Raw genomic sequence first — 23,604 nt, forward strand, 5'->3', positions numbered from 1 at the left:
GTAACGCCGGGCCATGCCCGGCGTTGCTGTTTCCGGGGTCGATCACTTCCGCCCGAACAGCCGGTCCCAGAAGCTGCGCTGCGGTGCCGGCATCGGCGTGGGGGCGGCAGCGACGACCGGCGCTTCCAGTACCGCCATCAGCTCCGCGCTGCGCGGCTTCTTCAGGAAGCGTGCATAGTCCAGGTAGCTGGTCACTTTGCTCATGTGCAGGCGCTCCGGCATCGCCGGCAAGGCGCCGCCCTGCAGCAGTACCCGCAATGCCTGCGGACGGTCCAAGCGGATCGCCTCGAACAGCGCGGTGCCGCCGCAACCGGGTTCGATCTGGTTGGCGCGCTGTGGGGCGTCCTTCAACAGGGCGTGCAGCGCATCCGAATCGTCGCGTTCCACGGCCGCAACTAGGCGCGCCAGCGCCTCCGCTTCGTCGGGTGAAAGGCTGTCGCGGTAGGCCTGATCGGCAATCTCGCGCTCGTCGCGCCCGTCACCGCCCTCGATGCACAGGAAATCGGTGACCAGTGCTACCGGAATGCCGGACGTATCCAGCGCCCAGTAGCTGGGATACACACCATCGCCCCAGCCACTGGTGAACACCACCAGCCCATGCGGGGAGTCTTCGCCCCATGGACGGTACTCGGCGCCTTCATCCAAGCCGTCGTGGTCGATCAGGGCATCGGACCACGCGCTGTCTTCGTCGCCATTGGCCTGTTCGATCAGGACCAGCAGTGCCTGCTGGGTATCGGTGTCCATGAAACAGCCGATGCCGGCGTCGACCGGGTAGCCGATGAAGCTGTCCTCATCCAGGCCGGTCAGGTCCTGCGTGGTCCAGCGCGCCATCTGCCAGTGCAGGGCAGATGCCGTGAGGACTTCGCGGGGCTTGAACCAGACCACGGCCAGTGCCGGGCGGCCGCTGTGCACGATGATCTCGACCGGATGCCGGCCCAGCGGGGCGGTGTAGTCGGCCAGCGCCGGCGCCTCGGCCTGGACCAGTGGATCGCAGACCACCAGATGCCCGCTGCTGACCGGCAGGTGCCCGGCGAACGTGCGGTGCAGGGCCACTGCAGCCAGCTGGGTGTCGTCCAGCAGGCAGGTGCGCAGGTTGGCCAGATCGAGATGGGCCATGACGGCTCCGAGTGCGGTGAAGGCCCCCACCGTGCCGGATGCGAAGGGCAGGGGCAAGGTGGTCTTGGGCAAATGCCCTTCACGTGCGAGAATACGCCGCTGCCCGGGCGACCGGGACCCGATTGGAGAGATGGCCGAGCGGTTTAAGGCACCGGTCTTGAAAACCGGCGAAGGGTCAAACCTTCCGTGGGTTCGAATCCCACTCTCTCCGCCACTGATTTCAAAAGGCCCCTGGACACAGGGGCTTTTTCGTTTCTTGAGTCCCCTCGATCTGCACGCCAGCCGTGGTAGCGCGGCGGCTTTGCACGAGCAGGCCGGTAATCGCCATGAAGACGCAGAAAGCTGCACTCACCCCCGGCGCCCACCCTTCGGCTTGTTATGACACAACGGATAACTCGAACACGACCGGAAAGCCCCATGCGGACCGGTCCTGTCCACGAACACGCCCACCTTGCACACCGGGCAGCGCTCTTCGTTGATGGCCGCACCTGAAATCGTGGTCACTTCCGCCGCGCCGTCCCGCACCAGCTCATCCAGGAATGGCGAGTGCTTCCCCTGCAGGGTGAACATCGCGACTGACCGTCGCGCGCGCGTGAGCGCCACATAGAACAACCGCCGCTCTTCGCTCAGTGGATAGGTATCCCCATCCGGCATCGCCAGGGAAAGCACCGGGTCATCCGAGCGCAGGCTCGGGAAGCTGCGGTTGATCATGCCCGGCAGAATCACGTAGTCCGCCTCGCGTCCCTTCGACCGATGTACGGTCAGGAACTCGACGTCCATCGTGCTGTCGAAGGCTGTCTTCCAATCCGAAGGCACCGCGCTGCGATCGGCGCGGTAGCGGCCGAGGACGAACACCGTCACGCGTCCATTGCGGCCTTGTGGCACCGCCCCAGACAGCAACTGCTGATGCAGCCTGGCGAGGTACTGGCGAACACCATCCTGCATTTCCTCGCGTCGGGTCATCTGGAACGCCTGCAGCACTGGCCCCATTGCCGGTGCGGCAGAACGAACCGACTTGGCAATCTGCGCTGGATTCCGGCTGATGAAGCGGCTGGACGCATCGCAGAGCGCCTGCGGGCAGCGGAATGTCTGCTCCAGTTTCAGCACTTGGCCTTGCCCCATCCATTCGCGGAATCCGGTCATCACTGAAACGTCGGCGCCGGCGAAGCGATTGATCGACTGCCAGTCATCGCCCACCGCAAACAGGTAGCGCCCCGGTTTACTGACCAAGGCGCGGCATAGGCGAGCGCGGGCGCGCGAGGCATCCTGGAATTCGTCCGCCATCACCAGTTCGTAGGGCGATTCATAGCGGCCCTGTTCCAGCAGTCCGGCCGCCATGTTGAGCATGTCTTCGAAATCGATGCCGTGCTCGTCAGCCAGTGCGTTGCCCCAGGCCTGGAAAACAGGGCTGGCGATTTCCAGGAAGCGCCGATGCCGTTCCTTGAATTGGTCTTCGGGCATCTGTCGCAGGCGCTCGGCCATATCGTCCAGCGTCAGGCAGTTGCTCTTGGCATGGGCAATGAAGGTGCGCATCAAGCCGATCAGGTCCGCGTCCGGCATGGGCTTTGCGCCCTGCTCGGGCAGCTCGCGGTCGGGGTTGGGGTCGAGTTCGACACCGGACCCGCCAAGCCTCTCCGCAAGATCCTGCAGGGCATGTCCACTGCGCAGGCCAAACGAAGTGGTCTCGACAAGGGCGGTGCCGCGTGCCGCATGCTGCTGGCGCTTCCAGTGCATGCCATCGGCGTAGTGGGCGAAGTGCGCCGGCGGCTGGCCATCGGCATCCAGCGCAAAGTGCTCGTGATACAGCCCGGCATCCGGGTAGTAGAAGTCGGGGCGATACTGGCGATGGGTGTCGGTGGCCGTATCGAATTCGTAGCGCCGCTCGTAGTCGTACGTCACGCCGTTGTAGAAGAGCCAGTCGGCGATGACGCACTCTTCCAGGCTCTTCACCCGCTCACCCTGCAGGGCGCGGATGTAGGGCGTGCCATCGCGGTCGTAGCCGTCGGCCTCCATTTCCGAACCGAATGGCGGCAGGTCGCGCCCGAACACCAGGCGGAACATGTCCCATTGGGTGCGGAAGTGGATCGAGCGGTCCTTCAGGTCGTCCACCAGTTCGGCCAGCTTGTTGAAGCCCAATGTGGCGTCAGTGGCCCATTCCGGGATATCGGGCTTGCGCCCCGTGGCTTTGGCGATGATGGCCAGGCCCAGGGCGTGGAAGGTCCGCGACTCAACCACGGTGTCGCCCATGCCGAGCCGATCGAAAGATCGCTGCGCGCGCTCCTCCAGCTCCTTGGCAGCGTCCTTGTTGAAGGCGAGCATCACGATGCGTTCGGGTTCGACAAAGCCGCGGTCAATGGCGTAAGCGGCCTTGGCGACCATGGTGGAGGTCTTGCCGGAACCGGCCGCGGCCACGACCTGGACCCGGTTGTCGAAGCAGATGACGGCGCGGGACTGTTCCTCGGTCAGCGGCTTGCTCTCGACCCGGTCCAGGAAGTCCTTGGCCAACACCAGCTCACGCCGGGTCATGGCCTCGTTGGCTTCGGCCCAGGCAGCGGACCAATCCAGGTTCCAGTCGCGCAGGGCGTCCAGCGCCGCACGATGACTGTCCGCCTGCAGGTCCCCATGCACGTTTTCATCGAGGAACAGCCGCTCCAGCTCCGGCGGCTGCAGGGGCAGGGCGGAGCGCTTCGCCAGCAGCGTCTGCTGCTGCTCGTGGGTGATCCAGCGGCGGCCGGCATTGCCCCGGTCGATGAGGTCATCTGCTGCGCCCAGCCACGACTGGATCTGCTGCAGAACGCTGTCAAACAAGGCCTTGCGCCCACGCGTGGTTCGCGCAAAGAGCACGTCCTGCAGGGCCGCCGCAAGTCGGGATGCCTGTCCGTTGGGGAGCCCGTCTACGCTCAGCCCAGCAGCCTTGCCGGTCTGCAGCTCGACCCGTGACCAGAAGATCCCTGGATGGATCTGCACCCGCTGATCATCATCCACGCGCAGCCGGTACTGCTGGCCGGAGACACTGAGTTCAACATACCCGCCATCAAGCCGCAGCGACCAATGGGGCGAACGGGTCACGCGTCGGCCCCAGCCCGAGGGGCACCATTCCATAGACATCCAGATATTGCCTTGCAAGCGTCAATAGGGCTTATTGAGCCCCTAAGCCCACATGATAAGGGGCTTGGAAGCCGCCTGTGGTCGTCAGCTCGCGGATTGACCTCGGTACGGGCTTCGCATGCGCAGGAAGTGGCCCGTGGAGTGGCGCGGTGTCGCGTTTTTTCGCGTGCGTCCCGGATGTGCGCTCCGTACGTGCCACTATGCACCTGTGCAATGGTGTGCCACGATCCGGCGGCTCACTGCATGTTGAGTGGAAGCGGTGCTTGGAGAAGGGCTTGGGAGGGAATGCCCCGATGAATGCAGTGGATCCGGAATTGAAGAGGTTGCTGGCAAGGTTCGATGAGAGCCACACCTTCGAAGGCTGCGAGTTGACCAGTCCGGAAAGCCATGGGATCGACGACGATACGCCGCTGCATATAGCGGCGTTCAATAACGAAGTGGATCTACTCAAAGAGTTGATGCCGTTCGTCACCAATATCGACGTACTCGGGGATATTGGATTGACCCCGATGGCGAACGCGGTGATTAGTGAAAGCCTCGAGGCCGTTGTCTACCTTCTCTCCTGTGGTGCGGACCCCATGATCCTGGATGAAGTGGGCGATTCGGTGCTGGAGATCATGAAGAGGAGACCCGTCTTCAATCAGTTGGTTGAGCAGATCGAGAGCGAGCTGCCGGGGGCGGTTTGAGGCGGGCGAGGTGTGGGTGCTGGAGCGCGCTCGTGGCTCCGCAACCTGGGGCAGGCCGAGAAGATCACGGTGCTAGGATCGCGTGCCATCACTCGTAGGCGCGATCCTGCTTCGTTGGCGCTACTTCGACTACATCACCACGCCGGATCAGCTCATCCAGATCCACCGCCGAAGCGGCCAGGGCATCCTGTGCATCGAAATCCCACTTGTCCTTGTACTCGCGTGCCAGCAGGTCGCAGACCGCCTTGGCACGCGGATAGGCATCGTCCTTGCCCTCGCTCTGCTTCAGCGCATCGCGATGGATCTGGCACAGCATGAGCTGGTGCGCATCTTCGGCGCGCTCGCGCTCCCAGGTGATGTCGGGCAGGCCCGAAAGCGCAGCGGCAAGTGCGAACGCGGTCATTGGCATGTCGGGTGTCCAGGCAGCGATGGGAACCCGAGCGTATGCGAGCGGCAGTGGCTTGAGGTCATCGCCGCCCGCGTTGTTTCACTACGTGTTCACCATTCGCCGCAGCATGGAAACTGCATCAAATGCAGTTGATCCAGACGATCTGCTCACGCATTCACATCCACCACAATCCGCCCACGCACCTTGCCCGGGATGATCTGGTCGTAGACGTCCAGCACCTCGGCAAGCCCGATCAGCTGCACGGTGCTTTCCAGCTTCTGCGGGTCCAGGTCGGTGGCAAGCCGGTCCCATGCACGCTGGCGCACGGCCTGCGGCGCATTCACCGAATCCACGCCAGCAAGCGTCACGTTGCGGAGAATGAAGGGCAATACCGAGCCATGCAGCTCATCACTCTGCGCCAGCCCGCAGGCGGCCACTGCGCCTCGGTATTTCGTCTCGGCAATGGCGTTGACGAGGGTGGGGCCACCCGCCACATCGACCACGCCGGCCCAGCGCTCGGCACTCACGGGCCGCTCGCGCGGGGCTGAAAGCTGCGCGCGGTCGATGATCTCGGCGGCGCCCAGGCTGTGCAGATACTCGGCGTGTTCAGGTCGCCCGGTGGCAGCCACTACGCGATAGCCAAGCTTGGACAGGATCGCCACCGCAATCGAGCCGACGCCGCCGTTGGCGCCGGTGACCAGCACATCGCCCTTCCCGGGCGTCACGCCCGCATCTTCCAGTGCCAGCACGCACAGCATGGCGGTATAGCCTGCTGTGCCGATGGCCATGGCGTCGCGGGTGCTCAGGTTGGCGGGAATCCTGTTGAGCCATTCGCCGCGAACACGGGCACGCTGGGCGAGGCCGCCGTGGTGGCCCATGCTGAGATCCCAGCCGTTCAACACCACGCGGTCACCGGGTTGGAAACCGGCATTGCCCGATTCCAGTACAACGCCAGCCAGATCGATGCCAGGGATCAACGGGAACGTCCGGATCACCGGGCGCGTGCCGGTGAGGGCCAGCGCGTCCTTGTAGTTCAGCGTGGAGTACTCGACCTGCACCAGCACGTCGCCATCCATCAGGTTGGCTTCATCGAAATCGACCAGCTCCGTGGATACGCCGTCGTTGGTTCTGCGCGTCAGCAGTGCCTTGAAACTCATGGTGCGGTCTCACGTTCAGTGGATGAGTCCATGCTAGGCTCGCACCGTTATCGCAACAAGAACGATGATTTTCCGTAGGTACTATGGTTTTCCGGAGTATGCATGCGTAGCAGGCGTTGGGACGGCAAGAGCGGTTGCGCGGTGGAAGTCACGCTGTCGGTGATGGGCGGCGTGTGGAAGCCGATCATTCTGTTTCACCTGATGACAGGCAAGCGACGCTTCATGGAGTTGACGCGGCGTGTGCCCAACGCCACCCAGTCCATGCTGACCAGCCAGCTGCGGGAACTGGAGGCTGACGGCGTGGTGATCCGCCACGTGTACCCGGAAGTACCGCCGAAGGTGGAATACGAGCTTTCCGAATTCGGGCGCACGCTGGTGCCGGTACTGCTTGCCATGCGCGAGTGGGGTGAAACCTATCGCGGCCATAAAGGCACGAACAGCGACGGCTGAGGCGTGAAGCGGCGAGCCGAGCGTCGCCGCCATGGCGCTTGAACCCCTGCAGCATTCCGGAGGCCGCGGCAATAGCCGAAGTACTGCAGGCAGCGCATGTGGAGCGCTGCCTCGCTCCGTGAAGGGCGGTGATGCGGTTCCTGTTCCGTTGACGCCCGGTTCCCTATAGTGGCCCCGGAACCCTGCAATGGAATGCCCATGCACGTGATGTCCCCCAGCCGTTGCCTGACGCTTGCACTTGCCGTCGCAGTGAGTGCCAGCGCGTGTGCGCGGCCGCCGTCCACCGAACACGAAAGGAATCCCGCCATGTCCGGCGCAACGCAGACCGGCCGCACGATCAACGGTCACACCTATACCGATGCCCCCGTGGACGTGAAGCTCGGGCCGAACACTTTCCGCATTCCGGCCAACTACCTGGACAGCCAGATCGCACCGTGGCCGGGCGAGGGGGTGACGCTTGTCATCGAGTGGCCGGACATGACGCCGACGGCGCCGGGTGCCCGCGCCAATCCGCGCACGAATGATTTCCGGAAGGAGATTCCCATTCGGATCAACTACGTTGATCGCGTTCCCGTCGAAACACTGCTCTCAAGGCTGTCGTCAAATGAAGCCATCACGGAGGAGGGTTCTGTGGAAAGGGAGGATCCCAGGGACCGTCTCGACCAACGCGTCGCACAGCCGGAGACCTTGGGCCTGACGCCCTATGCAATCGATGAAGCGAAGATGGTGGTGTACGCGAAGAAGCATGAGGCGCGGTACGGGAAGCCGCCTGTCCGCAATCCGGCCTATGAGAGAGACTGGTACATCGCACGCCAGGGCGATGGCCGGATCAGCTCGTTCATCAAATGTGACGGCGAGGAATTCCGACGCGATGGCGTGCGGTTGGAGGGGGGCGAGGTGATCAGCGAGCCGGGAGAAGTGGCAGCGGGCTGCGTTCACTATTTCGTGGACATCGACAACAGGCTGTCCATCAGCCTGGACTACAAGAGAGCGTTTCTGAAGGACTGGAAGCGCATGGAAGAGGCCGTCAGGGACGTCATCGCGCGCACCCGGTCCAAGTGATCGGTGATTCAAGGAAGAGAAGAGGCAGGGTATGAGTGGATTGACCGAACGCGATCTGAGCGTCCTTGGAAACTATGCCAGAGACGGCAACCGCGAGCTTTACTGGAACTACCTGTCGCAACTGCCGGGAGCCGATGGGTACGGGACACTGGCACTGGGTGTTGTACGCAATGACAGCCTGCCGGGACGCGTCGCGAACACCTATGCACAGAACTATGCGAAGACCCAGCAGGAAGAGGGATCCCGGTTTTCAAATGCACAGTTGACCGAGCGGCAATGGGAGTCCTTTGGGCAGACCCTGCTCGAAAGAGATCTTGAGTTGCGGCAGCAGTGGATGAACGAGCGCCGCCCAGACCTGGCACTGAATCTCCCCGGCAAGGATGTGATGCTGGCCCACGACCGTGCATTTGAACGGCATGAACTCGATCCCAACTGCTGGACGCCGCGCGTGTTGCTGCAGGCGGCTGAACAGAAGAGCGGCCACGAGAAGCTGGAACAGATCTGGACCAACATGCTCAACAACGACTACGCCGGCGGCCCGCGCGTGGGCAACACCAGCGTCGATGCCATCAGCCAGATGGGATGGGCGAAGGGCGGCCAGTACCTGACCCGGTTGAGCGTGCTGGAAGCCACCCAGATACTGGAAGGGCGCTCGGCGGTCGATCCGAACGTCATCGGTGGCAACAGCTACTACGCGATGTACTTCGAGGCGGACAGGAAATGGGCCAGCGTCAGTTCCGGCGGCGGCCACGTGTCGATGCGCGAGATCACCGACCCCACCCGCATCGCCGAACTCAACGACGCTCGCGACGTCCGCCTGGAGCGACAGGAGAAACGTACCCGGTTCCACCCGGATGACCCCTATCGGACCATAACCCGCAGCCCGCTTACCGCAGCAGTGGACGACATGCCTGATCCCTCGTTGGCACCGACTCGCCTGGCCGACATCCGTCCAGGCCACCGTGAGTACGCACTGATGCAGCAGGTACGCGAAGGCGTGGCCGCGATCGATGCCAGCGCCGGGCGTACCCATGATGAGGACAGCGAGCGTCTTGTGGCGAGCGTGATGGCGTTGGCCCGCCGCAACCAGCTTGAACGTGCCGACCATGTGCTGCTGAGCGCCCAGACCGCCGACAGCCCCGCAGGGCGGAACGTCTTCGTGGTGCAGGGCGGGATGAACGATCCCGCGCACCTGCGCGTCTCGATGCCCACTGACGTGGCGGTGCAGACTCCGGTTGCGCAGTCGCTGCAGCAGATCGAGGCCGCCAGCCTGGACCACCAACCGGCGGCTGTGCAGCGCCAGCAGGACATTGACGTGCAGGCTCGCGAGAGCCCTGGGATGCGGATGGGGTGAAATCGCAGCGCCGGGCCGCCAATGCCAGCCCCCGGATGGGGGCCGGCACGCATCACGGCAACGCGTGACTTACGGGATGGTGCAGCCACTGTTTCTCAGGCAACGTGCAAACGCCGGGTAGCAGACGTTCTCACCATTGCCCGCCGCCAGACAAGCATCGTAGGCGGTGTAGCACGGGGTACAGCGGGACTGCGCGGAGGCACTGCCGATTCCCAGGGTCAGTGCAGCAGCCGCAATAGCAACAGACAGCTTGAATCCAATCTTCATGCTTCACTCCGTTGATAGCCCTCCTTGGGCAACGGCAACGCTACAGGCGGAGGTGATCGTGCACAAGTGACTGGAAGTGCCGATGGTTTCGGACACGCGTGAACCAGTGCCAGGCAACGATCTGCTTGCCGACAGTGGATTCAGCGCTACAAATGCTTCCGGTCAGAAGCTGTAGGCCGCCTGCACATACACCCGTCGTGGCTCGCCGGGGAAATGCCCGTTGCGTTCGATGAAGCCACTGGCCGCATACACCTTGTCGAACAGGTTCTTCACATTGGCCTGGAACTGCCATTGCTTCCACGTCGTCTTCCAGCTCATGTCGAACACCGTGTAGGCCTTCACCGCCTGCCCATCCAGGCTGACACGCTCGCCCACATGGTCTGCTCCGAAGCCGATGGCGGAGTTGATTGCCGGCAGGTCGTAGCGGGTCCACAGGCCCAGCTTGTTGCGGGGCGCATTCGCGAAGCGGTCGCCGGAGGCGTTGGTGATGCCGTTCGGGCCGGCGTCCTTCACCCGCGCATCGTTGTAGCCGTAGGTCAGGTTCAGCACCCAGCGCTCGGTGAGGTCGGCCAGCAGGTCCAGCTCCATGCCGGTACTGCGCACCAGGCCCAGCGCGGCCAGCTGGTTCACGCCACCGATCACTTCGCCGGTGGCCTGCACGATGTTGCTGCGGTCGATCCGGTAGGCCGCCATGTTCAACGTCACGCGGTCGGCCAGCAGGGACTTCATGCCCACTTCCCACTGCTTGCTGCGCTCGGCATTGAACGGTCCGCCGGCCGCCGGATTCTGGTTGGCGGCACTCTGCGGCACGAAACCACTGGCGACGTTGGCGTAGAAATTCATGCCTTCGCGCACGGTGAACGTGCTGCCCAGCCGCCAGCTGATGTCGTTGCCATCCACGCTGCTGCCGGCGATGCGATCCTCATCCTTGAAACCGTCCCAGCGCAGCCCGGCCAGCACATGCCAGCGCGGGCCCAGTGCCAGCTCATCCTGCAGGTAACCGCCATAGCGTTTGCTGCGGGTGGACGTGCTGCGCCAGGGCAGGGCGCCCAGGGTGTAGTCATGCCAGGTGCTGGCGCCGTACACCGGATTGAACAGGTCGATGCCGCGCACCGGCCCTGCGCCGCGCGCAAGGTCAGCGCTGTTGGCGGTCTGTGCAGTGAAATCCGCATCCAGCTGGTACACATCGGCGCCGAACAGCACCTTGTGCTCCACCGCGCCGGTGGTTACCCGCCAGACTGCATTGCCGTTGGCAGTGAACGCCTCGTTGTCACGGATCTGGTTGCGCAGCTGTCGGGTCATCCATTCGGCCACACCATCGCGGTCGCGATCGATCAGGCCCATCGGCTCGTGGTACATCTGGTGTTCGTTGTTGCTGAACCAGCGGGCGGCGAAGTCCACGTCCAGGGTATCGAGCGGCGCGAAGCGATACTGTGCCAGCGCCACCTTGGCGCGCATGTCGAGAAAGTCGCTGGCTTCGTTGTGGTTCCAGCGGCGGTCGGTCAGGAAAGTGCCCGCATCGTTGACCGGTACGCCGCGCAGGCGGTTGCCGCCAAGGTTCTGGGTGATGTCGGTGAACTGCAGCACCAGTTCGCCGGTCTGGCCGACGTCGAGGGCCAGCGAGGCATCGCCGATAACGCTCTCGCTGTCGGTGTTCCAGCGCACGCCCTTTTCATTGTCGGCATAGAGCCCGGCGCGATAGCGCACGCTGCCGGCGGCATTCAACGGCCCGGTACCCTCGATCGATCCGGCCCGGAAGTCCTTGTCGCCCAGCTGGACCTCGATGCGGCGCTCGGCAGCGGCTTTGGGCTTGCGGGTCACATAGTTGATGACGCCACCGGCATCTCCGCCGCCATACAGCGCTCCCGCCGGGCCCTTCAGCACTTCCACGCGCTCGATGTTGAACAGCTGCGGCACCGAGAAGCCTGCATAGGGATCACCGCGCAGACCGTCATACAGCACGTTCTCCTGGCGGAAGCCGCGCAGGGTCACCCCCGCATAGCTGAAATAGCTGATGCCGCTGATGCTGCGATAGAGATCGGTCACCTGGCGCGCGGCCTGGTCGTCGATCAGTTCACGCGGAATGACCTGGATCGACTGAGGGACCAGTTCCAGCGGCGTGTCCGTGCGGGTGCCGACTGCGGCATCGTCCACCCGATACAGTGTCTGCGCACGTCCGCGGACTTCGACCCTGTCCAGGTCCCTGGGCGAGGTCGTCGAGGCGTCGGCAGCCTGGGCGAGGGATGCCAGGGGCAGGGCCAGTGCCAGGCACAGGGTGCGTTTCAGGATCGCGGGGAGGGGCATGGGCGGAGGTTCACGTGTCTGCAAATGAGAAAGATTAGCATTTGCAACACTTCGTGACCTATCCCCCGAATGCGTTATGGACGTGCGCCGGGATCGGTATATGGGGTGCCTGCCAAGGCCGCCAGTACTCCGGTGCCACCGCGCACGATCAGCTGCAGCATGGCCTCGCGCGGGTCTTCGCCCTGCAGCTGGCTCGCCAGTCCTTTCTCATAGGCCGCCACCATCGAGGCCAGCAGCATGGCGGCGCCCAGGCGCGCTTCGGCGTCGCTCTCCGGTCGCCCGATCGCCTCGGCCATCCATTTCGCCAGATCGTCCGTCAGCTGCGCCTGCAGGCGCCGGGCATGCGCGGTCAGTACCGGGCTGTCAGCGACGGTTGCCCAGAATGCAGCGGCGCCAGCATTGATGCGCAGCAGCGGATGGCCCGCCTCCAGCAACTCGCGCACGAGTGACTGGAAGGCCGCCAGCGGGGTCATGCCGGTGCGCGCCGCCATGCCCTCGCGCAGCAGTGCACGTGCTTCCTCGTCGCGGTCGAAGACCAGGTCTTCCTTGCTGGCGAAGTAATTGAAGACCGTCTTGCGTGATACCCCCGCAGCCTCGGCGATCTCGGACATGGACACGGCCTCGAAGCCGCGCGCGATGATCAGCCCGGTGGCGACGTCGGAAATCGCTTGTCGGGTCTCGGCTTTGCGCTGCTCGCGGCGGCCTGGGAGCGGGGTCATGGGCGGCTCACTTGTGAAAACGTACACCGAGTGTAACATTTGACTTGCCAGAGCGCCGGCCCGGCGCTCACGAGGAATCCCCATGCTGTACGACGTCGTCATTGCCGGTGCTGGCCCGGTTGGCCTGTTCCTGTCCTGCGAACTGGCCCAGGCCGGGTGTTCGGTGCTTGTGCTGGAACAGGCCGGGTCCGCCGACTCGCCGTTGAAGCGCCTGCCGTTCGGGCTGCGCGGCCTGAACACCCCCACGCTGGAGGCACTGGATCGGCGCGGTCTGTTGGACGCGGTCGCCGCGGCGCAGGTGCTCAAGCCCGACAAGGGCGCGCCGCCGCCCGGCACCGCCCATTGGCTGGCGCAGCCGCGTGCGCTGGGTGGGCACTTTGCGGGTATTCCGTTCGCACTGGACGAGGTGGACCAGACGCGCTGGAACTGGCGCCTGCCGACGCCGGTCGGCACCCAGATGGCGGTGGAACTGCAGGCGCTGGAAAGGGTCCTCGCCGAACGTGCGAGCGCGCTGGGTGTCTGTATCGAACGCGGGCGAGCGGTAGAGGCGGTACAGGCCGGCGAGACGGAGGTGGTCATTGAGACTGCTGGCGGAGCCGTGCGCGGTCGTTGGCTGGTCGGCTGCGACGGTGGCCGCAGCACCGTGCGAAAGCAGTGTGGTTTCAGCTTCGTCGGCACCGATCCGGAGTTCACCGGCCATTCGCTGCTGGTTGAGCTGGAAGATCCTTCGGTGCTGACGCCGGGCCGGCAGAACACCGCGCAGGGCATGTGCAATTTCAATCCGCCGGGCGTGCTGGCGCTGGCCGATTTCGACGGAGGTGCCGGTCATCGCACGCACCTCGATCTGGACGCTGCGCAGGCTTTGCTGCGGCGCGTGTCCGGTTGCGATGCAACGATCACGGCCCTGCATCTGCACAGCACCTGGACCGATGGCGCGCGCCAGGCCAGCGCCTATCACAAGGGGCGTGTCCTGTTGGCGGGCGACGCTGCGCATGTGCATTCGCCACTGGGCGGACAGGGCCTGAACCTGGGCATCGGCGATGCGATGAACCTCGGCTGGAAGCTGGCCGCCGTGGCGCGGGGCAAGGCCGATGAGGCGCTGCTGGACAGCTATCAGGCTGAGCGCCATCCAGTGGGCGCCAAAGTACTGGACTGGTCACGCGCACAGGTTGCGCTGATGCGTCCCGGGGCCGGTTCGCGCGCGCTGGCAGCGATCATGGCCGACCTGGCTGGCACCCGCGATGGGGCCACGTATCTGGCCGAGCGGATCTGGGGTGTTTCGCAGCGGCTGGATCTTGCTGGAGAGCACCCGCTTGTCGGCAGGAGCGCGCCTGACTTCCGGTTGGCCGATGGCCGCCGCTTGGGCGAATTGCTGAGAACGGGGCAGGGGGCGCTGCTTGTCTTCGACCGGGCATCTTCGTTATCGCAGTTTGCCCAACGCTGGCTGCCTCCCATCGCCTGCGCCGCAAATACTGGAGATGCGGCATCGGGCTTGGGAGCAGTGTTGGTGCGCCCGGATGGCATCGTCGCCTGGGCCTGCGGCGCAGGGGCGGATATGTCCGGCATCGATTCAGTGCTTGCTTCCTGGCCCGGTTCGACGCGGTGATCTGCCGGCTAAAGCGCAGTCACCATCGCCTGTGAGCGGCAACTGGCCTCGGTCATCACCGAGGCCAGCTGCTTGAGGGAGTAGGGCTTGCGCAGCAGCGTGAAACCGTGGCCTGGATCGCGGGCCAGCAGTTCGCTGTAGCCACTGGTGAGAATGATCGGAAGATCGGGCAGGCGGCTGCGGATGGTGCGGGCGAGATCCAGCCCATTGGTCCCGGGCATGACCACGTCGCTGAACACCACGTGGAAACGCGCAGCGTCGCGCTCGAGCTCCGCCAGTGCCTCGTCGGCATTGCGCGCGAGCACGACGTTGTACTCAAGCTCGCGCAGCGCCCCGACTGCAAACTCGGCCACATCCACGTTGTCTTCCACCACCAGTACGCACAATCCGTGGCCATGCAGCAGCCCCTGTTGCGCGGTCGGCAGCTCGATGGTGGCGTTTTCCTGCGCCAGCGGCAGATACAACGTGAAGCGCGTACCGACACCTGCCTGGCTCTGTACGTCCACTTCGCCCTCGGACTGTTTGACGAAGCCGAACACCTGGCTGAGGCCAAGCCCCGTGCCCGCGCCCACTCCCTTGGTGGTGAAAAATGGCTCAAAGATCCGATCCACCACGGACGGATCGATACCGGCGCCTGTGTCGCTGACGCTGATCGCAGCAAAGTCGCCTTTCATCGGCGCCGCGAGCCGGACGGAAGGCACCGACGTCAGCTGTTCCACATTGATCGTCACCTTGCCGTGGCCGTCAATGGCGTCGCGCGCGTTCACCGCGATGTTGATCAGTGCGGTGTCGAGCTGGGTCCGGTCCAGCAGCACCGGCAATGGGGCGTCGGGCAGGTTCACCGACACGGAGATGCGTGCACCCAGCACTGTGGTGATGATGTCCGAAAGCGCGCGTACGCTCTCGCAGAGGTCGAACACCTGCGGCGACAGGCTCTGTCTACGCGAGAACGCCAGAAGCTGGGCGGTCAGGCGAGTGGCGCGGTCGGCGGCGGTTTCGATGGCCTGTACATAGCGCAGGCGCGCATCTCCGGCTGGCCAGGTATGCAGCAGCATGTCCACGGAACCGGTGATCACCTGCAGCAGATTGTTGAAGTCGTGGGCAACGCCGCCGGTCAGCTGGCCGATGGCCTCCAGCTTCTGCGACTGCCGCAGCTGTTCGCGGGCGCGTACCAGTTCAAGGTGGGCCTCGCGTGCCTGCTCGGTGATGGCCGCCACCTGGCGCGTGTGCCGGTTGCGCTCGATCACCCGCTCGGTCTGCTCGCTGACGACGCAGATGATGCCGGCCACGCCTCCGCAACCGGCACGCAGCGGCGAGTAGGAGAACGTCCAGAATGTCTCGCGCAACGTGCCATCACGGTCCATCATCAACGGCATGTTCTTGAAACTGCGGCTTGTGCCGCCGAAGGCATCGTTGACAGCATCGACGACTTCGGCCCAGACGTCCGCCCAGACGTCTTCCAATTGGCTGCCCATGGCGCCGTGCAGCTTGCCGCCCAGCATGGGCAGGTAGGCATCGTTGAAGAAGAACGCCTTGTTGTCGCGGCCCCATGCGATCCACAGCGGCTCCGGAGAATCCAGGATCATCGCCAGCAGAGCGCGAAGTTCGGGAGGAGCGTTGATCGCGTCGGTGGAACGGGCCCAGTCGCTGTCCTGCAGCAGTCGGTAGGCGAGTTGATCGGGTGCCGAGACAGGAAGGGGGAAGGGATGCATGGCCGTGCGCGAAGAAAGGTGCCGCAGCTTAGCCGAGGTGATGTCATTGCGCCCTGCACAGCTCCTTTGCCCTGGCTGTCATCGGCCCTGCGCAGCGGACGAGGTGGCTCACGGGGCGCCCTCTGACTGCATCATCATCCCTGCGCCAACAGCCTGCGTCGTGGCACCGTCGTACTGCAGCCTCAGACACCCAGAAGCGAATTCACCTGCCAATCGGCAACCCGCGCATGGCTCACCGCCTGATGACTGCCGCATCCGTCGCAGCGGAACAAGGCGCCGCCCGGCAGCTGGACCAGATTGTCTTCGCTGGCCGAGCGGGTTTCGGAGCAATGCCGGCAGATGACGGTGAGCGCCGTAATGCGCTCCACCCCGCCAGACAGGTCGAACACAGCTTCAAAGGCATGGATGACAGGGTGACCAGTGGCCGGCATCGGGAAAGTCGTCGTGATGGGGAGGCCTTATCCTGCCCCCCCGATCGTGACGGGCTGGTCATCCGCATGCATTGGAGCGATCAAGATGCCCGGCGGCTCAGAGATCCTTCTTCTTGCCGCTCAGGTCGATCGGCCTGTCACTGCCCTTGCGCTCGCTCGACCACACTTCCATGCTCTTGTTGCAGCGGCTCTCGCGGGCAGCCACTTCGGGCGGCAGGTCCTTCAGATGCGGCGACTCCTGGCAGGCCTGGTGCATGTTGCTGTCGTCATACGTGGCGCAGGCGCTGAACGTGACCAGGGCAATGGCGGTGAGGGAGACGCGAAGCAGGGGCTGCAGGTTCATGGGGTCTCAGGTAGCGCCGGGCTGGCCATGCGATTCAAATCCGCGACCCCGGGCACGAGCAATCCGTCCAACCGCACTTGTTATTCTGTAACAGATGCGCGATAGTCCGGCGCCTGCTGCTGTCAGGCGACGCAGATCATCAGGATCATGCTCAGCGCCAGCATCAGCACGAATACGCGCCGGCTCAGCGCAAGGCAGGCCAGGCAGGCGGCCAGTGCCCAGGCAGCCAGCAGCGCGCAGGCCAGCAGCCACAGCCCGATCACGATCAAGGATCCGGTCGCCAGCGCCGACAACGCGATGGCCTTGTACAGAGCCACGCCCAACACGCTGCCCAGCACGCCCGCCTGCAGGGCGATGGCATCGTGATGTGCGGGGGCGGGCGCGTGAAGCATTGTGACTGGATGGTTCCAAGCGTGAGCGGCGCGCGTACTGTGCCCGAATACACATCCACGCCATGTGTACTTCGCCGACGACGCGATCAGTGACGGCGGCGCGACAGCAATAGCCCAATGCCCACCACGGGCACGATCCCAAGCATCGGTGCTTTGTACAACGGCCAGCCATGCAGTACGCCCGTGATCACCAGTGCCGCCGTCGCCAGCAACAGGCCCGCACCCCAGACGCGTGCGGGCCAGGCACCGAAGAAGTGGCGACGTTGCGGAGCCACGGCAGCGTTTACGGGCCGATCTGCGAGCGCCTCTGCCAGTGCGTCCCGGAAGGTTGGGAAATCATGCATCGATGCCCGTGTGCGCTGCAGCAGCACGCTCGGTCCATCGATCAGGATCAGATCGACATGATCGTCCAGGTTGTAGGACCGGATCTGCTTGAACGGGAGACGGGAGCGGGCGGTGGGTGACTTCATGGACTGTGTTCGATCACGGCATTCTGGCAAGAAAGCGTGGCGTCGCGTTGCAATGAAGTCCATGCAACTATTTCGAATCCACCCTTGCTGGACCTCTGTGTGAATCCCGGTGCGCCTTCGCCCACGCATCTGTTCAGTCGAACTCGCCCTCCGCCGATTCCAGTCGCTGCCGGTACGCCGCCCGGTGCTGGTACAGGCGCTGGCACTCGGCGGACCGGTGGATCCGGCTGGCCGGTTCGTTGGCCACCGAGTCGCACATCCGCGCGATGTGGTTGTTGGCCGCAAGCTCGGTGACGAAGAACACGGCAGTGACGCCGGTGCCGAGCAGCACGACATAGAGCAGGCGGCTGAGCCAGCGCGTGCGCTTGCGCTCGAAGTGCTGCTGGAGGGTCAGGTCGAAGCGGATGATGCTGAGCACGATCCAGATGATTGCGACGAGGAAGCAGATCGTGGGCAGCAGGCCGCGCCAGAGTCCTGCTTCGAACACCGACTCGCTGTAATGGACCGCTGCGCCGGCACCGGCGATGGCGATCGCCAGTGCCCAGTTGCGGCCCAGCGAGAGCAGATCATCGAGCAGCTTTTCGCGGTTCTTGGTCGGTCCTGCTGCCACGGTGGTTCCTTCTGCCTGCTGCGACCGGCGACGGACTGCCGCAGGTCATGCAGATGGTGGAGCATCGCTGCAGTGATGAGAAGCCCGCCCGCTCAGCATCCACCTGCGCGTGCACGGATCCAGCGCCGGTAGCGGCGAGCCCGGCATTTGCCGGCGGCCTGCGCCAGCAACAACGCCCACGCCGGCGAGACGCCGGGCGCAGTGGGGCGGCGCTGGCTGAGCCGACCCAGTTGGTATTTCACTGCCGCCATGTGTGCGCTGGCCGCCAGCGGCTTGCTGCGCCAGTTGATGTTGCGCAACGCCGGTACCGGGTCGCGGCCCTGCTGCCAGTGCTGCGGCAGATCCGGCTCGATCGCCAGCGCGGTGGCGATGCCGACCATGGCCACGCCGCTGGTCAGCACCTGTTCTGCCACCTCGCGGCGGCGGATGCCGCCGGTGACCATCAGCGGCATCGTCGCCACCGTGGCGATCTCGCGCGCGAATTCGAGGAAGTACGCTTCGCGGGCCACGCTGCGTTCGTCGCGTGCGGCGCCGGTCATGGCCGGCATCTCATAGCTGCCGCCGGACAGTTCGACCAGATCCACGCCGAGGGGCGCCAGCATCTCCACCACGGCGCGCGCGTCCTCGGGCGAGAAACCGCCGCGCTGGAAGTCGGCGGAGTTGAGCTTCACCGCCACTGCGAACGTAGGCGCCACGCTGGCGCGTACGCCCTGCACGATCTCCAGCAGCAGGCGCGCACGGTTGTCCAGGCTGCCGCCCCAGCGATCCTCGCGACGGTTCGACAGCGGCGACAGGAACTGGCTGAGCAGGTAGCCGTGCGCCGCATGGATCTCCACGCCGCTGAAACCGGCGCGTTCGGCCAGCTCGGCGCTGCGGATGAAGCGCGCGATCACTTCTTCAATGTCGGCTTCGCTAATCGCCTTTGGCGGCGCGAACTGCTTGGACAGCGCGCCCATGTCCAGTGGCACCGCCGAAGGTGCAAGGGCCGGTTGGCCAAGCGCGGCCGGCATCTGCCGACCGGGATGGTTGATCTGCATCCACATCTGCGCCCCCCGCGAGCGTGCTGTCCTTGCCCAGGCGCTGAAGCGGTCGAGATGGCGATCATCTTCCAGCACCACGCCGCCGGGGCCGGTCATGGCGCGGCCATCAACCATCACGTTGCCCGTGATGATCAGCCCGGCGCCGCCGTCGGCCCAGCGCTGGTACAACTGCAGCAGCGCTTCGGAGGGGGCGTGGTCGGCGTCGGCCATGTTCTCCTCCATCGCCGCCTTGGCGATGCGGTTGCGGATGAGGGCGCCGGAAGGCAGCGCCAAGGGCGAGAACAGCGACATCGGACAGCTCCAGGACAGGGGAATGGCGCTACGCTAACCTTCAAGTTTGATTGAAGGTCAATGGGTTCCGATGTCGAGGATTCAGGCGGATGAAGATCGGTGAGCTGGCCCGGCGCACGGGCCTGGCGGCGTCACGCATCCGCTTCTATGAGGAGGCAGGGTTGCTGGTCGTCCAGCGGCAGGCCAACGGCTACCGCGACTATCAGGAGCAGGCGGTGCTGCTGCTGGAACTGATTACCGGTGCGCAGCGCGCCGGCTTCAGCCTGGAGGAGATACGCGCCCTGCTGCCGCCAGACATGGGCCAGTGGCAGCACGACGCATTGATCTCGATGCTGCAGCAGAAGGTGGCCGACATCGAGGCGCTGCAGTTGCGGCTGGTACAGAGCCGGACGCACCTGTTGGCCCTGATTGAGGACATCCAGGCGCGGCCGGACGGGATTGACTGCGCGGCCAACTCGCGGCGGGTATTGGACCGTGTGAAACGTGGCGAGCTGGCGCGACCGACGCTTGCAGCCGGCGACGTGGCAATGCTGCGGCCGGGACGCCGCCGCCGCATGGGCAGCGGCTGACGACCCGGCGCCGTGTTCAGTGGCTGCCGGCGGTGGCCTTGCGCTTCCTGTCCAGCATCACCGCCACGCACCACAGCAGCAGGCCGCCGATGGCGGTGGCGGCACCGACATAGCCGGTGCTGGCCGGGCTGAAGCCGGCACTGATCGCCATGCCGCCCAGCCACGGGCCGAGCGCATTGGCGGTATTGAAGGCGGCATGGTTGGAGGCGGCGGCCAGGGTCTGCGCTTCGCCGGCCACGTCCATCAGGCGCGTCTGCAGTACCGCCGCCAGTGCGCCCATGGTGCCGACGGTGATGATCATCGGGCCGATCGTCCACACCGACTGCGCGGCGAGCGGGTACAGCAGCAGCATCACGATGGACCACAGCAGCACCACGGCGGCGGCCTTGAATTGGAACTTGTCGACCAGCCATCCACCGGCGATGTTGCCGATGATCGCGCCGATGCCGAACACGCCCACCGCCAGTGGCATCCAGGATTCGGCGACGCCGGTGACCTGCACCAGGGTCGGTGCCAGGTAGGTGAACACGCAGAACATGCCGGCGAAACCGACCGCGCCGATGGCCAGCGCCAGCCACACCTGCGTGGTATTGAAGGCGCGCAGTTCGCGCATCGGCGAGGTGCGAACTTCATCCGGATCCGGCAGCAGGAAGCGCGCGATCATCGCCACGGTGGCGACGGCCAGCACGCTGACCAGGGCGAAGGCGGTGCGCCAGCTCAGCTGCTGGCCCAGCCAGGTGGTCAGCGGATTACCGACCAGGATCGCGATCGACAGGCCCAGCAACACGCGCGACATCGCCTGGCCACGCTGGCCGGCGGGGCTGATCGCCGCCGCCACCAGCATCGCCACGCCGAAGTAGGCACCGTGCGGCAGGCCGGCGACGAAACGCGCAATGAGCATCGTGCCGTAGTTCGGTGCCAGCGCACTGGCGAGGTTGCCGATGGCATAGAAGCCCATCAGCGCCAGCAGCAGCTTGCGGCGCGGGAAGCTGGCGCCGACGAAGGCGAGGATCGGCGCACCGACGACCACGCCGATGGCATAGGCGCTGATCAGGTGGCCGACCTGGGTTTCGGAAATCGACAGGCCACGGCTGATCTCCAGCATCAGGCCCATGCTGGCGAATTCGCTGGTGCCGATGGCAAAGCCGCCCAGTGACAGTGCGAGGATGATCAGGGTGCGCTGACGGGGCGTCAGCCGCGCAGCCAGGGAAGAGTTGGGGCTCATGCGGAGGGCGCGAAGGGGCAGGGGAGCCGGACATTGTACTGCTGCACCGCAACAGGGGCAGCCATGCCAGGGGGCAAATCAGCGTTTGATCGATGGGATTGTGGCCAGCCGAGGGTGGCCCCGGGGCTGCAGGAGGTGTGGCGCACTGTGGCTGGCGTCCTGCATGTGATGACGACATGCGGAGCGGCATGATGGTGCACGCAGGGGATCGTGGAGCGCTTGAACAAGGAGGAAATCGATGCAGGAATTCAGGCATGTGCTGGAGACGCGTGGTCGCTATCAGCTGGTAGCGGTGTCCTACGAGCCGGTGTACGCTCCGGGCGATGTGGTCGGCCATGCGGTCGTCGCCGACGATGGGGATCGTCTGACCGACCTGGTATCACTGGCCGAAGCGCGCCAACTGCTGTTGCAGCGGGTGCGTGAAGAGGGCGAAGAGCCCGGGCTGGAGAACGAAAACAACCTGCGGAAGAAGGCGTCGCGCTGGCGCCGCCGCTAGGCCGTCGCGCCCTCGTGCGCATCATGGAGGATCCGGGTGTTGCCCAGTAAGAAGTATTCGATCATCGCCATCATCACGCTGGCGACCCTGCTGCTTGGTTTCGTGTTTTCCGGCTACCTGACCCTGTTGTTCCTGGGGCTGGACACCAAGCTTTTCACCTGGAACACGTACTACCAGTACTACCACGCCATCGGCCAGCCGCAGGTCGCGCCGTTCGTGGGCAAGATCAAATGGGCCGGCTACGTGGGCTTCGGCCTTCCCCTGCTGGTGCTGCTGGTCACCGGCCTGGTGCTGCTGCTGAAGAAGGACAAGCGTTCGCTGCACGGTGATGCACGCTTTGCCACCGGCGCCGACCTGGCCAAGCATGGCATGTTCAAGAAGACCGGGCAGAGCATCGTGGTCGGCAGCCACAGCGGCAAGCTGGTGCGGCTGGACGGCCAGCAGTTCGTGATCCTGGCCGCGCCGACCCGCTCGGGCAAGGGCGTGGGCGTGGTCATCCCGAACCTGCTCGAGTATGCCGAATCACTGGTGGTGCTGGACATCAAGCAGGAGAACTTCGACCTGACCAGTGGCTGGCGCGCCAGCCAGGGCCAGGAGATCTACCTGTTCAATCCCTTCGCCGAGGACCGGCGCACGCATCGCTGGAACCCGCTCAGCTACGTCTCCGATGACCCGGCGTTCCGGGTGTCGGACCTGATGAGCATCGCCGCAATGCTGTATCCGGACGGCGCCGAGGACCAGAAGTTCTGGGTCAGCCAGGCGCGCAACGCGTTCATGGCCTTCACCCTGTATCTGTTCGAGAACTGGGACGACGAGCGCAGCAGCGGCTTCCCGGGCGGCTCGGGTACGCCGACGCTGGGTTCTGTCTACCGGTTGTCATCCGGCGACGGCACCGACCTGAAGAAGTACCTCAAGGCCTTGTCGGAGCGCTCGTTCCTCAGCGCCAACGCGCGCTCGGCGTTCGCCAACATGCTGTCCCAGGCCGACGAGACCTTCGCCTCGATCCTGGGCACCTTCAAGGAACCGCTCAACCCCTGGATCAACCCGGTGCTGGACAAGGCCACCAGCAGCAACGACTTCCTGCTGACCGACGTCCGCAAGAAGAAGATGACCATCTACATCGGCATCCAGCCGAACAAGCTGGCCGAGAGCCGCCTGATCATCAACCTGTTCTTCAGCCAGCTGATCAACCTCAACACCAAGGAACTGCCCAAGTCCAACCCGGATCTGAAGTACCAGTGCCTGCTGCTGATGGACGAATTCACCTCGATCGGCAAGGTCGAGATCATCGCCTCGGCGGTGTCCTACATGGCCGGTTACAACATCCGCCTGCTGCCGATCATCCAGAGCATGTCCCAGCTCGATGCCACCTACGGCCGGGAAGTCTCGCGAACGATCATCACCAACCACGCGCTGCAGATCCTGTACGCGCCGCGCGAGCAGCAGGACGCCAACGACTATTCGGACATGCTGGGCTACACCACCATCCGCAAGAAGAACGTCACCCACGCCCGCGAGAAGACCCACAGCTTCACCGAGGAGCGGCGGGCACTGATGCTGCCGCAGGAGCTGAAGGCGATGGGGCCGGACAAGGAAGTGTTCCTGTACGAGGGCATACCGCATCCTGTGAAATGCGACAAGATCCGTTATTACAAGGACCGCTACTTCACGTCGAGGCTGCTGCCGAAAGTCGACGTTCCCATGCTTAACGTCTAATTCACGTCGCTAAATTTGTGACGTAGATTTATATTCATCGACGTGAAAACGTGAGTTGAGTCAAGAATTCGGCATTTGTTCATGGATTTTCA

The 23,604-nt window shown here is 64.7% G+C and carries 23 protein-coding genes and 1 tRNA gene; 9 read left to right on the forward strand and 15 right to left on the reverse strand.

Going from position 1 to position 23,604, the window contains the following annotated elements; translation table 11 throughout:
• Nucleotides 1–42 precede the first annotated feature (42 nt).
• Nucleotides 43–1,116, reverse strand: coding sequence for a DUF4241 domain-containing protein (locus tag V3B41_RS00115; protein WP_329859533.1), 1,074 nt, complete (start codon nt 1,114–1,116; stop codon nt 43–45).
• A gap of 124 nt (nt 1,117–1,240) precedes the next feature.
• On the opposite strand from V3B41_RS00115, the gene V3B41_RS00120 reads away from it, so the two are divergent.
• Nucleotides 1,241–1,330 (forward strand) — tRNA-Ser (locus V3B41_RS00120).
• A gap of 134 nt (nt 1,331–1,464) precedes the next feature.
• On the opposite strand, the gene V3B41_RS00125 is transcribed toward V3B41_RS00120, so the two are convergent.
• Nucleotides 1,465–4,218 carry a UvrD-helicase domain-containing protein gene (locus V3B41_RS00125; protein WP_329859980.1) on the reverse strand — a complete coding sequence of 918 codons (2,754 nt, stop codon included), beginning with the start codon at nt 4,216–4,218 and terminating at the stop codon, nt 1,465–1,467.
• 299 nt (nt 4,219–4,517) lie between these two features.
• Between V3B41_RS00125 and V3B41_RS00130 the strand changes: the two genes are divergently transcribed.
• Nucleotides 4,518–4,910, forward strand: coding sequence for an ankyrin repeat domain-containing protein (locus tag V3B41_RS00130; protein WP_197650376.1), 393 nt, complete (start codon nt 4,518–4,520; stop codon nt 4,908–4,910).
• Nucleotides 4,911–4,998: 88 nt separating this feature from the next.
• Here the strand turns inward: V3B41_RS00130 and V3B41_RS00135 are convergent, their stop codons facing one another.
• Nucleotides 4,999–5,319, reverse strand: a complete 321-nt coding sequence (locus V3B41_RS00135; RefSeq protein ID WP_197619797.1) for a hypothetical protein — start codon at nt 5,317–5,319, stop codon at nt 4,999–5,001.
• A gap of 146 nt (nt 5,320–5,465) precedes the next feature.
• Nucleotides 5,466–6,455, reverse strand: coding sequence for an MDR family oxidoreductase (locus tag V3B41_RS00140; protein ID WP_329859534.1), 990 nt, complete (start codon nt 6,453–6,455; stop codon nt 5,466–5,468).
• 102 nt (nt 6,456–6,557) lie between these two features.
• On the opposite strand from V3B41_RS00140, the gene V3B41_RS00145 reads away from it, so the two are divergent.
• The 3 genes from V3B41_RS00145 to V3B41_RS00155 all read left to right on the forward strand — a co-directional run bounded on the left by V3B41_RS00145 (nt 6,558) and on the right by V3B41_RS00155 (nt 9,321).
• The gene (locus V3B41_RS00145; RefSeq protein ID WP_049429707.1) at nt 6,558–6,905 is read left to right on the forward strand and encodes a helix-turn-helix domain-containing protein; all 348 of its coding nucleotides are present in this window, start codon (nt 6,558–6,560) and stop codon (nt 6,903–6,905) included.
• Between the two features lie 198 nt (nt 6,906–7,103).
• The gene (locus tag V3B41_RS00150) at nt 7,104–7,967 is read left to right on the forward strand and encodes a hypothetical protein (RefSeq protein ID WP_329859535.1); all 864 of its coding nucleotides are present in this window, start codon (nt 7,104–7,106) and stop codon (nt 7,965–7,967) included.
• A gap of 31 nt (nt 7,968–7,998) precedes the next feature.
• The gene (locus V3B41_RS00155; protein ID WP_197650378.1) at nt 7,999–9,321 is read left to right on the forward strand and encodes an XVIPCD domain-containing protein; all 1,323 of its coding nucleotides are present in this window, start codon (nt 7,999–8,001) and stop codon (nt 9,319–9,321) included.
• Nucleotides 9,322–9,390: 69 nt separating this feature from the next.
• On the opposite strand, the gene V3B41_RS00160 is transcribed toward V3B41_RS00155, so the two are convergent.
• From V3B41_RS00160 to V3B41_RS00170, 3 genes are all read right to left on the reverse strand, one after another.
• Nucleotides 9,391–9,588: a hypothetical protein gene (locus V3B41_RS00160; RefSeq protein WP_080355030.1), complete on the reverse strand. Its 198-nt coding sequence runs from the start codon at nt 9,586–9,588 to the stop codon at nt 9,391–9,393.
• Nucleotides 9,589–9,750: 162 nt separating this feature from the next.
• On the reverse strand, nt 9,751–11,892 hold the full coding sequence (locus V3B41_RS00165; RefSeq protein WP_329859537.1) for a TonB-dependent receptor: 2,142 nt from the start codon (nt 11,890–11,892) through the stop codon (nt 9,751–9,753).
• 74 nt (nt 11,893–11,966) lie between these two features.
• Nucleotides 11,967–12,611, reverse strand: coding sequence for a TetR/AcrR family transcriptional regulator (locus tag V3B41_RS00170; RefSeq protein WP_295550508.1), 645 nt, complete (start codon nt 12,609–12,611; stop codon nt 11,967–11,969).
• 82 nt (nt 12,612–12,693) lie between these two features.
• Between V3B41_RS00170 and V3B41_RS00175 the strand changes: the two genes are divergently transcribed.
• On the forward strand, nt 12,694–14,217 hold the full coding sequence (locus V3B41_RS00175; protein ID WP_329859540.1) for an FAD-dependent monooxygenase: 1,524 nt from the start codon (nt 12,694–12,696) through the stop codon (nt 14,215–14,217).
• 8 nt (nt 14,218–14,225) lie between these two features.
• Here V3B41_RS00175 and V3B41_RS00180 read toward each other — a convergent pair whose 3' ends face one another.
• The 7 genes from V3B41_RS00180 to V3B41_RS00210 all read right to left on the reverse strand — a co-directional run bounded on the left by V3B41_RS00180 (nt 14,226) and on the right by V3B41_RS00210 (nt 19,506).
• A complete protein-coding gene (locus tag V3B41_RS00180; RefSeq protein WP_329859542.1) occupies nt 14,226–15,929 on the reverse strand; it encodes an ATP-binding protein in 1,704 nt (567 codons plus the stop codon).
• Between the two features lie 182 nt (nt 15,930–16,111).
• Nucleotides 16,112–16,360 carry a hypothetical protein gene (locus V3B41_RS00185; RefSeq protein WP_005410137.1) on the reverse strand — a complete coding sequence of 83 codons (249 nt, stop codon included), beginning with the start codon at nt 16,358–16,360 and terminating at the stop codon, nt 16,112–16,114.
• A 97-nt stretch (nt 16,361–16,457) separates the two neighbouring features.
• A complete protein-coding gene (locus V3B41_RS00190) occupies nt 16,458–16,703 on the reverse strand; it encodes a hypothetical protein (protein ID WP_049429692.1) in 246 nt (81 codons plus the stop codon).
• 122 nt (nt 16,704–16,825) lie between these two features.
• On the reverse strand, nt 16,826–17,095 hold the full coding sequence (locus V3B41_RS00195) for a hypothetical protein (RefSeq protein WP_005410135.1): 270 nt from the start codon (nt 17,093–17,095) through the stop codon (nt 16,826–16,828).
• A gap of 86 nt (nt 17,096–17,181) precedes the next feature.
• Complete coding sequence (locus tag V3B41_RS00200) at nt 17,182–17,565, reverse strand: hypothetical protein (protein ID WP_329859545.1); 384 nt, start codon at nt 17,563–17,565, stop codon at nt 17,182–17,184.
• A gap of 133 nt (nt 17,566–17,698) precedes the next feature.
• Entirely contained in the window at nt 17,699–18,175 is a 477-nt protein-coding gene (locus V3B41_RS00205) for a membrane protein (protein ID WP_049429689.1), read from the reverse strand.
• Nucleotides 18,176–18,267: 92 nt separating this feature from the next.
• Nucleotides 18,268–19,506, reverse strand: coding sequence for an NADH:flavin oxidoreductase/NADH oxidase family protein (locus V3B41_RS00210; protein ID WP_329859547.1), 1,239 nt, complete (start codon nt 19,504–19,506; stop codon nt 18,268–18,270).
• Nucleotides 19,507–19,595: 89 nt separating this feature from the next.
• On the opposite strand from V3B41_RS00210, the gene V3B41_RS00215 reads away from it, so the two are divergent.
• Nucleotides 19,596–20,075, forward strand: a complete 480-nt coding sequence (locus tag V3B41_RS00215; protein ID WP_049429687.1) for a MerR family transcriptional regulator — start codon at nt 19,596–19,598, stop codon at nt 20,073–20,075.
• Between the two features lie 16 nt (nt 20,076–20,091).
• Here V3B41_RS00215 and V3B41_RS00220 read toward each other — a convergent pair whose 3' ends face one another.
• Nucleotides 20,092–21,300: an MFS transporter gene (locus V3B41_RS00220; protein WP_197632135.1), complete on the reverse strand. Its 1,209-nt coding sequence runs from the start codon at nt 21,298–21,300 to the stop codon at nt 20,092–20,094.
• 238 nt (nt 21,301–21,538) lie between these two features.
• On the opposite strand from V3B41_RS00220, the gene V3B41_RS00225 reads away from it, so the two are divergent.
• On the forward strand, nt 21,539–21,796 hold the full coding sequence (locus V3B41_RS00225) for a hypothetical protein (RefSeq protein WP_005410128.1): 258 nt from the start codon (nt 21,539–21,541) through the stop codon (nt 21,794–21,796).
• A gap of 36 nt (nt 21,797–21,832) precedes the next feature.
• Nucleotides 21,833–23,512 carry a type IV secretory system conjugative DNA transfer family protein gene (locus V3B41_RS00230; RefSeq protein WP_329859552.1) on the forward strand — a complete coding sequence of 560 codons (1,680 nt, stop codon included), beginning with the start codon at nt 21,833–21,835 and terminating at the stop codon, nt 23,510–23,512.
• Nucleotides 23,513–23,604 lie beyond the last annotated feature (92 nt).

The sequence above is a fragment of the Stenotrophomonas sp. SMYL89 genome (assembly GCF_036319985.1).
In the GTDB taxonomy this organism is placed as follows: Bacteria; Pseudomonadota; Gammaproteobacteria; order Xanthomonadales; family Xanthomonadaceae; genus Stenotrophomonas; species Stenotrophomonas maltophilia_Q.

Bases quoted from the DNA above. Each gene is read 5' to 3' on its own strand.
- V3B41_RS00150 (WP_329859535.1), top strand. From the start codon at position 7,104: ATGCACGTGATGTCCCCCAGCCGTTGCCTGACGCTTGCACTTGCCGTC.
- V3B41_RS00140 (WP_329859534.1), bottom strand. From the start codon at position 6,455: ATGAGTTTCAAGGCACTGCTGACGCGCAGAACCAACGACGGCGTATCC.
- V3B41_RS00130 (WP_197650376.1), top strand. From the start codon at position 4,518: ATGAATGCAGTGGATCCGGAATTGAAGAGGTTGCTGGCAAGGTTCGAT.
- V3B41_RS00180 (WP_329859542.1), bottom strand. From the start codon at position 15,929: ATGCATCCCTTCCCCCTTCCTGTCTCGGCACCCGATCAACTCGCCTAC.
- V3B41_RS00175 (WP_329859540.1), top strand. From the start codon at position 12,694: ATGCTGTACGACGTCGTCATTGCCGGTGCTGGCCCGGTTGGCCTGTTC.
- V3B41_RS00145 (WP_049429707.1), top strand. From the start codon at position 6,558: ATGCGTAGCAGGCGTTGGGACGGCAAGAGCGGTTGCGCGGTGGAAGTC.
- V3B41_RS00215 (WP_049429687.1), top strand. From the start codon at position 19,596: ATGAAGATCGGTGAGCTGGCCCGGCGCACGGGCCTGGCGGCGTCACGC.
- V3B41_RS00115 (WP_329859533.1), bottom strand. From the start codon at position 1,116: ATGGCCCATCTCGATCTGGCCAACCTGCGCACCTGCCTGCTGGACGAC.
- V3B41_RS00125 (WP_329859980.1), bottom strand. From the start codon at position 4,218: ATGGAATGGTGCCCCTCGGGCTGGGGCCGACGCGTGACCCGTTCGCCC.
- V3B41_RS00165 (WP_329859537.1), bottom strand. From the start codon at position 11,892: ATGCCCCTCCCCGCGATCCTGAAACGCACCCTGTGCCTGGCACTGGCC.
- V3B41_RS00195 (WP_005410135.1), bottom strand. From the start codon at position 17,095: ATGCTTCACGCGCCCGCCCCCGCACATCACGATGCCATCGCCCTGCAG.
- V3B41_RS00135 (WP_197619797.1), bottom strand. From the start codon at position 5,319: ATGCCAATGACCGCGTTCGCACTTGCCGCTGCGCTTTCGGGCCTGCCC.
- V3B41_RS00200 (WP_329859545.1), bottom strand. From the start codon at position 17,565: ATGAAGTCACCCACCGCCCGCTCCCGTCTCCCGTTCAAGCAGATCCGG.
- V3B41_RS00155 (WP_197650378.1), top strand. From the start codon at position 7,999: ATGAGTGGATTGACCGAACGCGATCTGAGCGTCCTTGGAAACTATGCC.
- V3B41_RS00220 (WP_197632135.1), bottom strand. From the start codon at position 21,300: ATGAGCCCCAACTCTTCCCTGGCTGCGCGGCTGACGCCCCGTCAGCGC.
- V3B41_RS00185 (WP_005410137.1), bottom strand. From the start codon at position 16,360: ATGCCGGCCACTGGTCACCCTGTCATCCATGCCTTTGAAGCTGTGTTC.
- V3B41_RS00170 (WP_295550508.1), bottom strand. From the start codon at position 12,611: ATGACCCCGCTCCCAGGCCGCCGCGAGCAGCGCAAAGCCGAGACCCGA.
- V3B41_RS00210 (WP_329859547.1), bottom strand. From the start codon at position 19,506: ATGTCGCTGTTCTCGCCCTTGGCGCTGCCTTCCGGCGCCCTCATCCGC.
- V3B41_RS00225 (WP_005410128.1), top strand. From the start codon at position 21,539: ATGCAGGAATTCAGGCATGTGCTGGAGACGCGTGGTCGCTATCAGCTG.
- V3B41_RS00160 (WP_080355030.1), bottom strand. From the start codon at position 9,588: ATGAAGATTGGATTCAAGCTGTCTGTTGCTATTGCGGCTGCTGCACTG.
- V3B41_RS00190 (WP_049429692.1), bottom strand. From the start codon at position 16,703: ATGAACCTGCAGCCCCTGCTTCGCGTCTCCCTCACCGCCATTGCCCTG.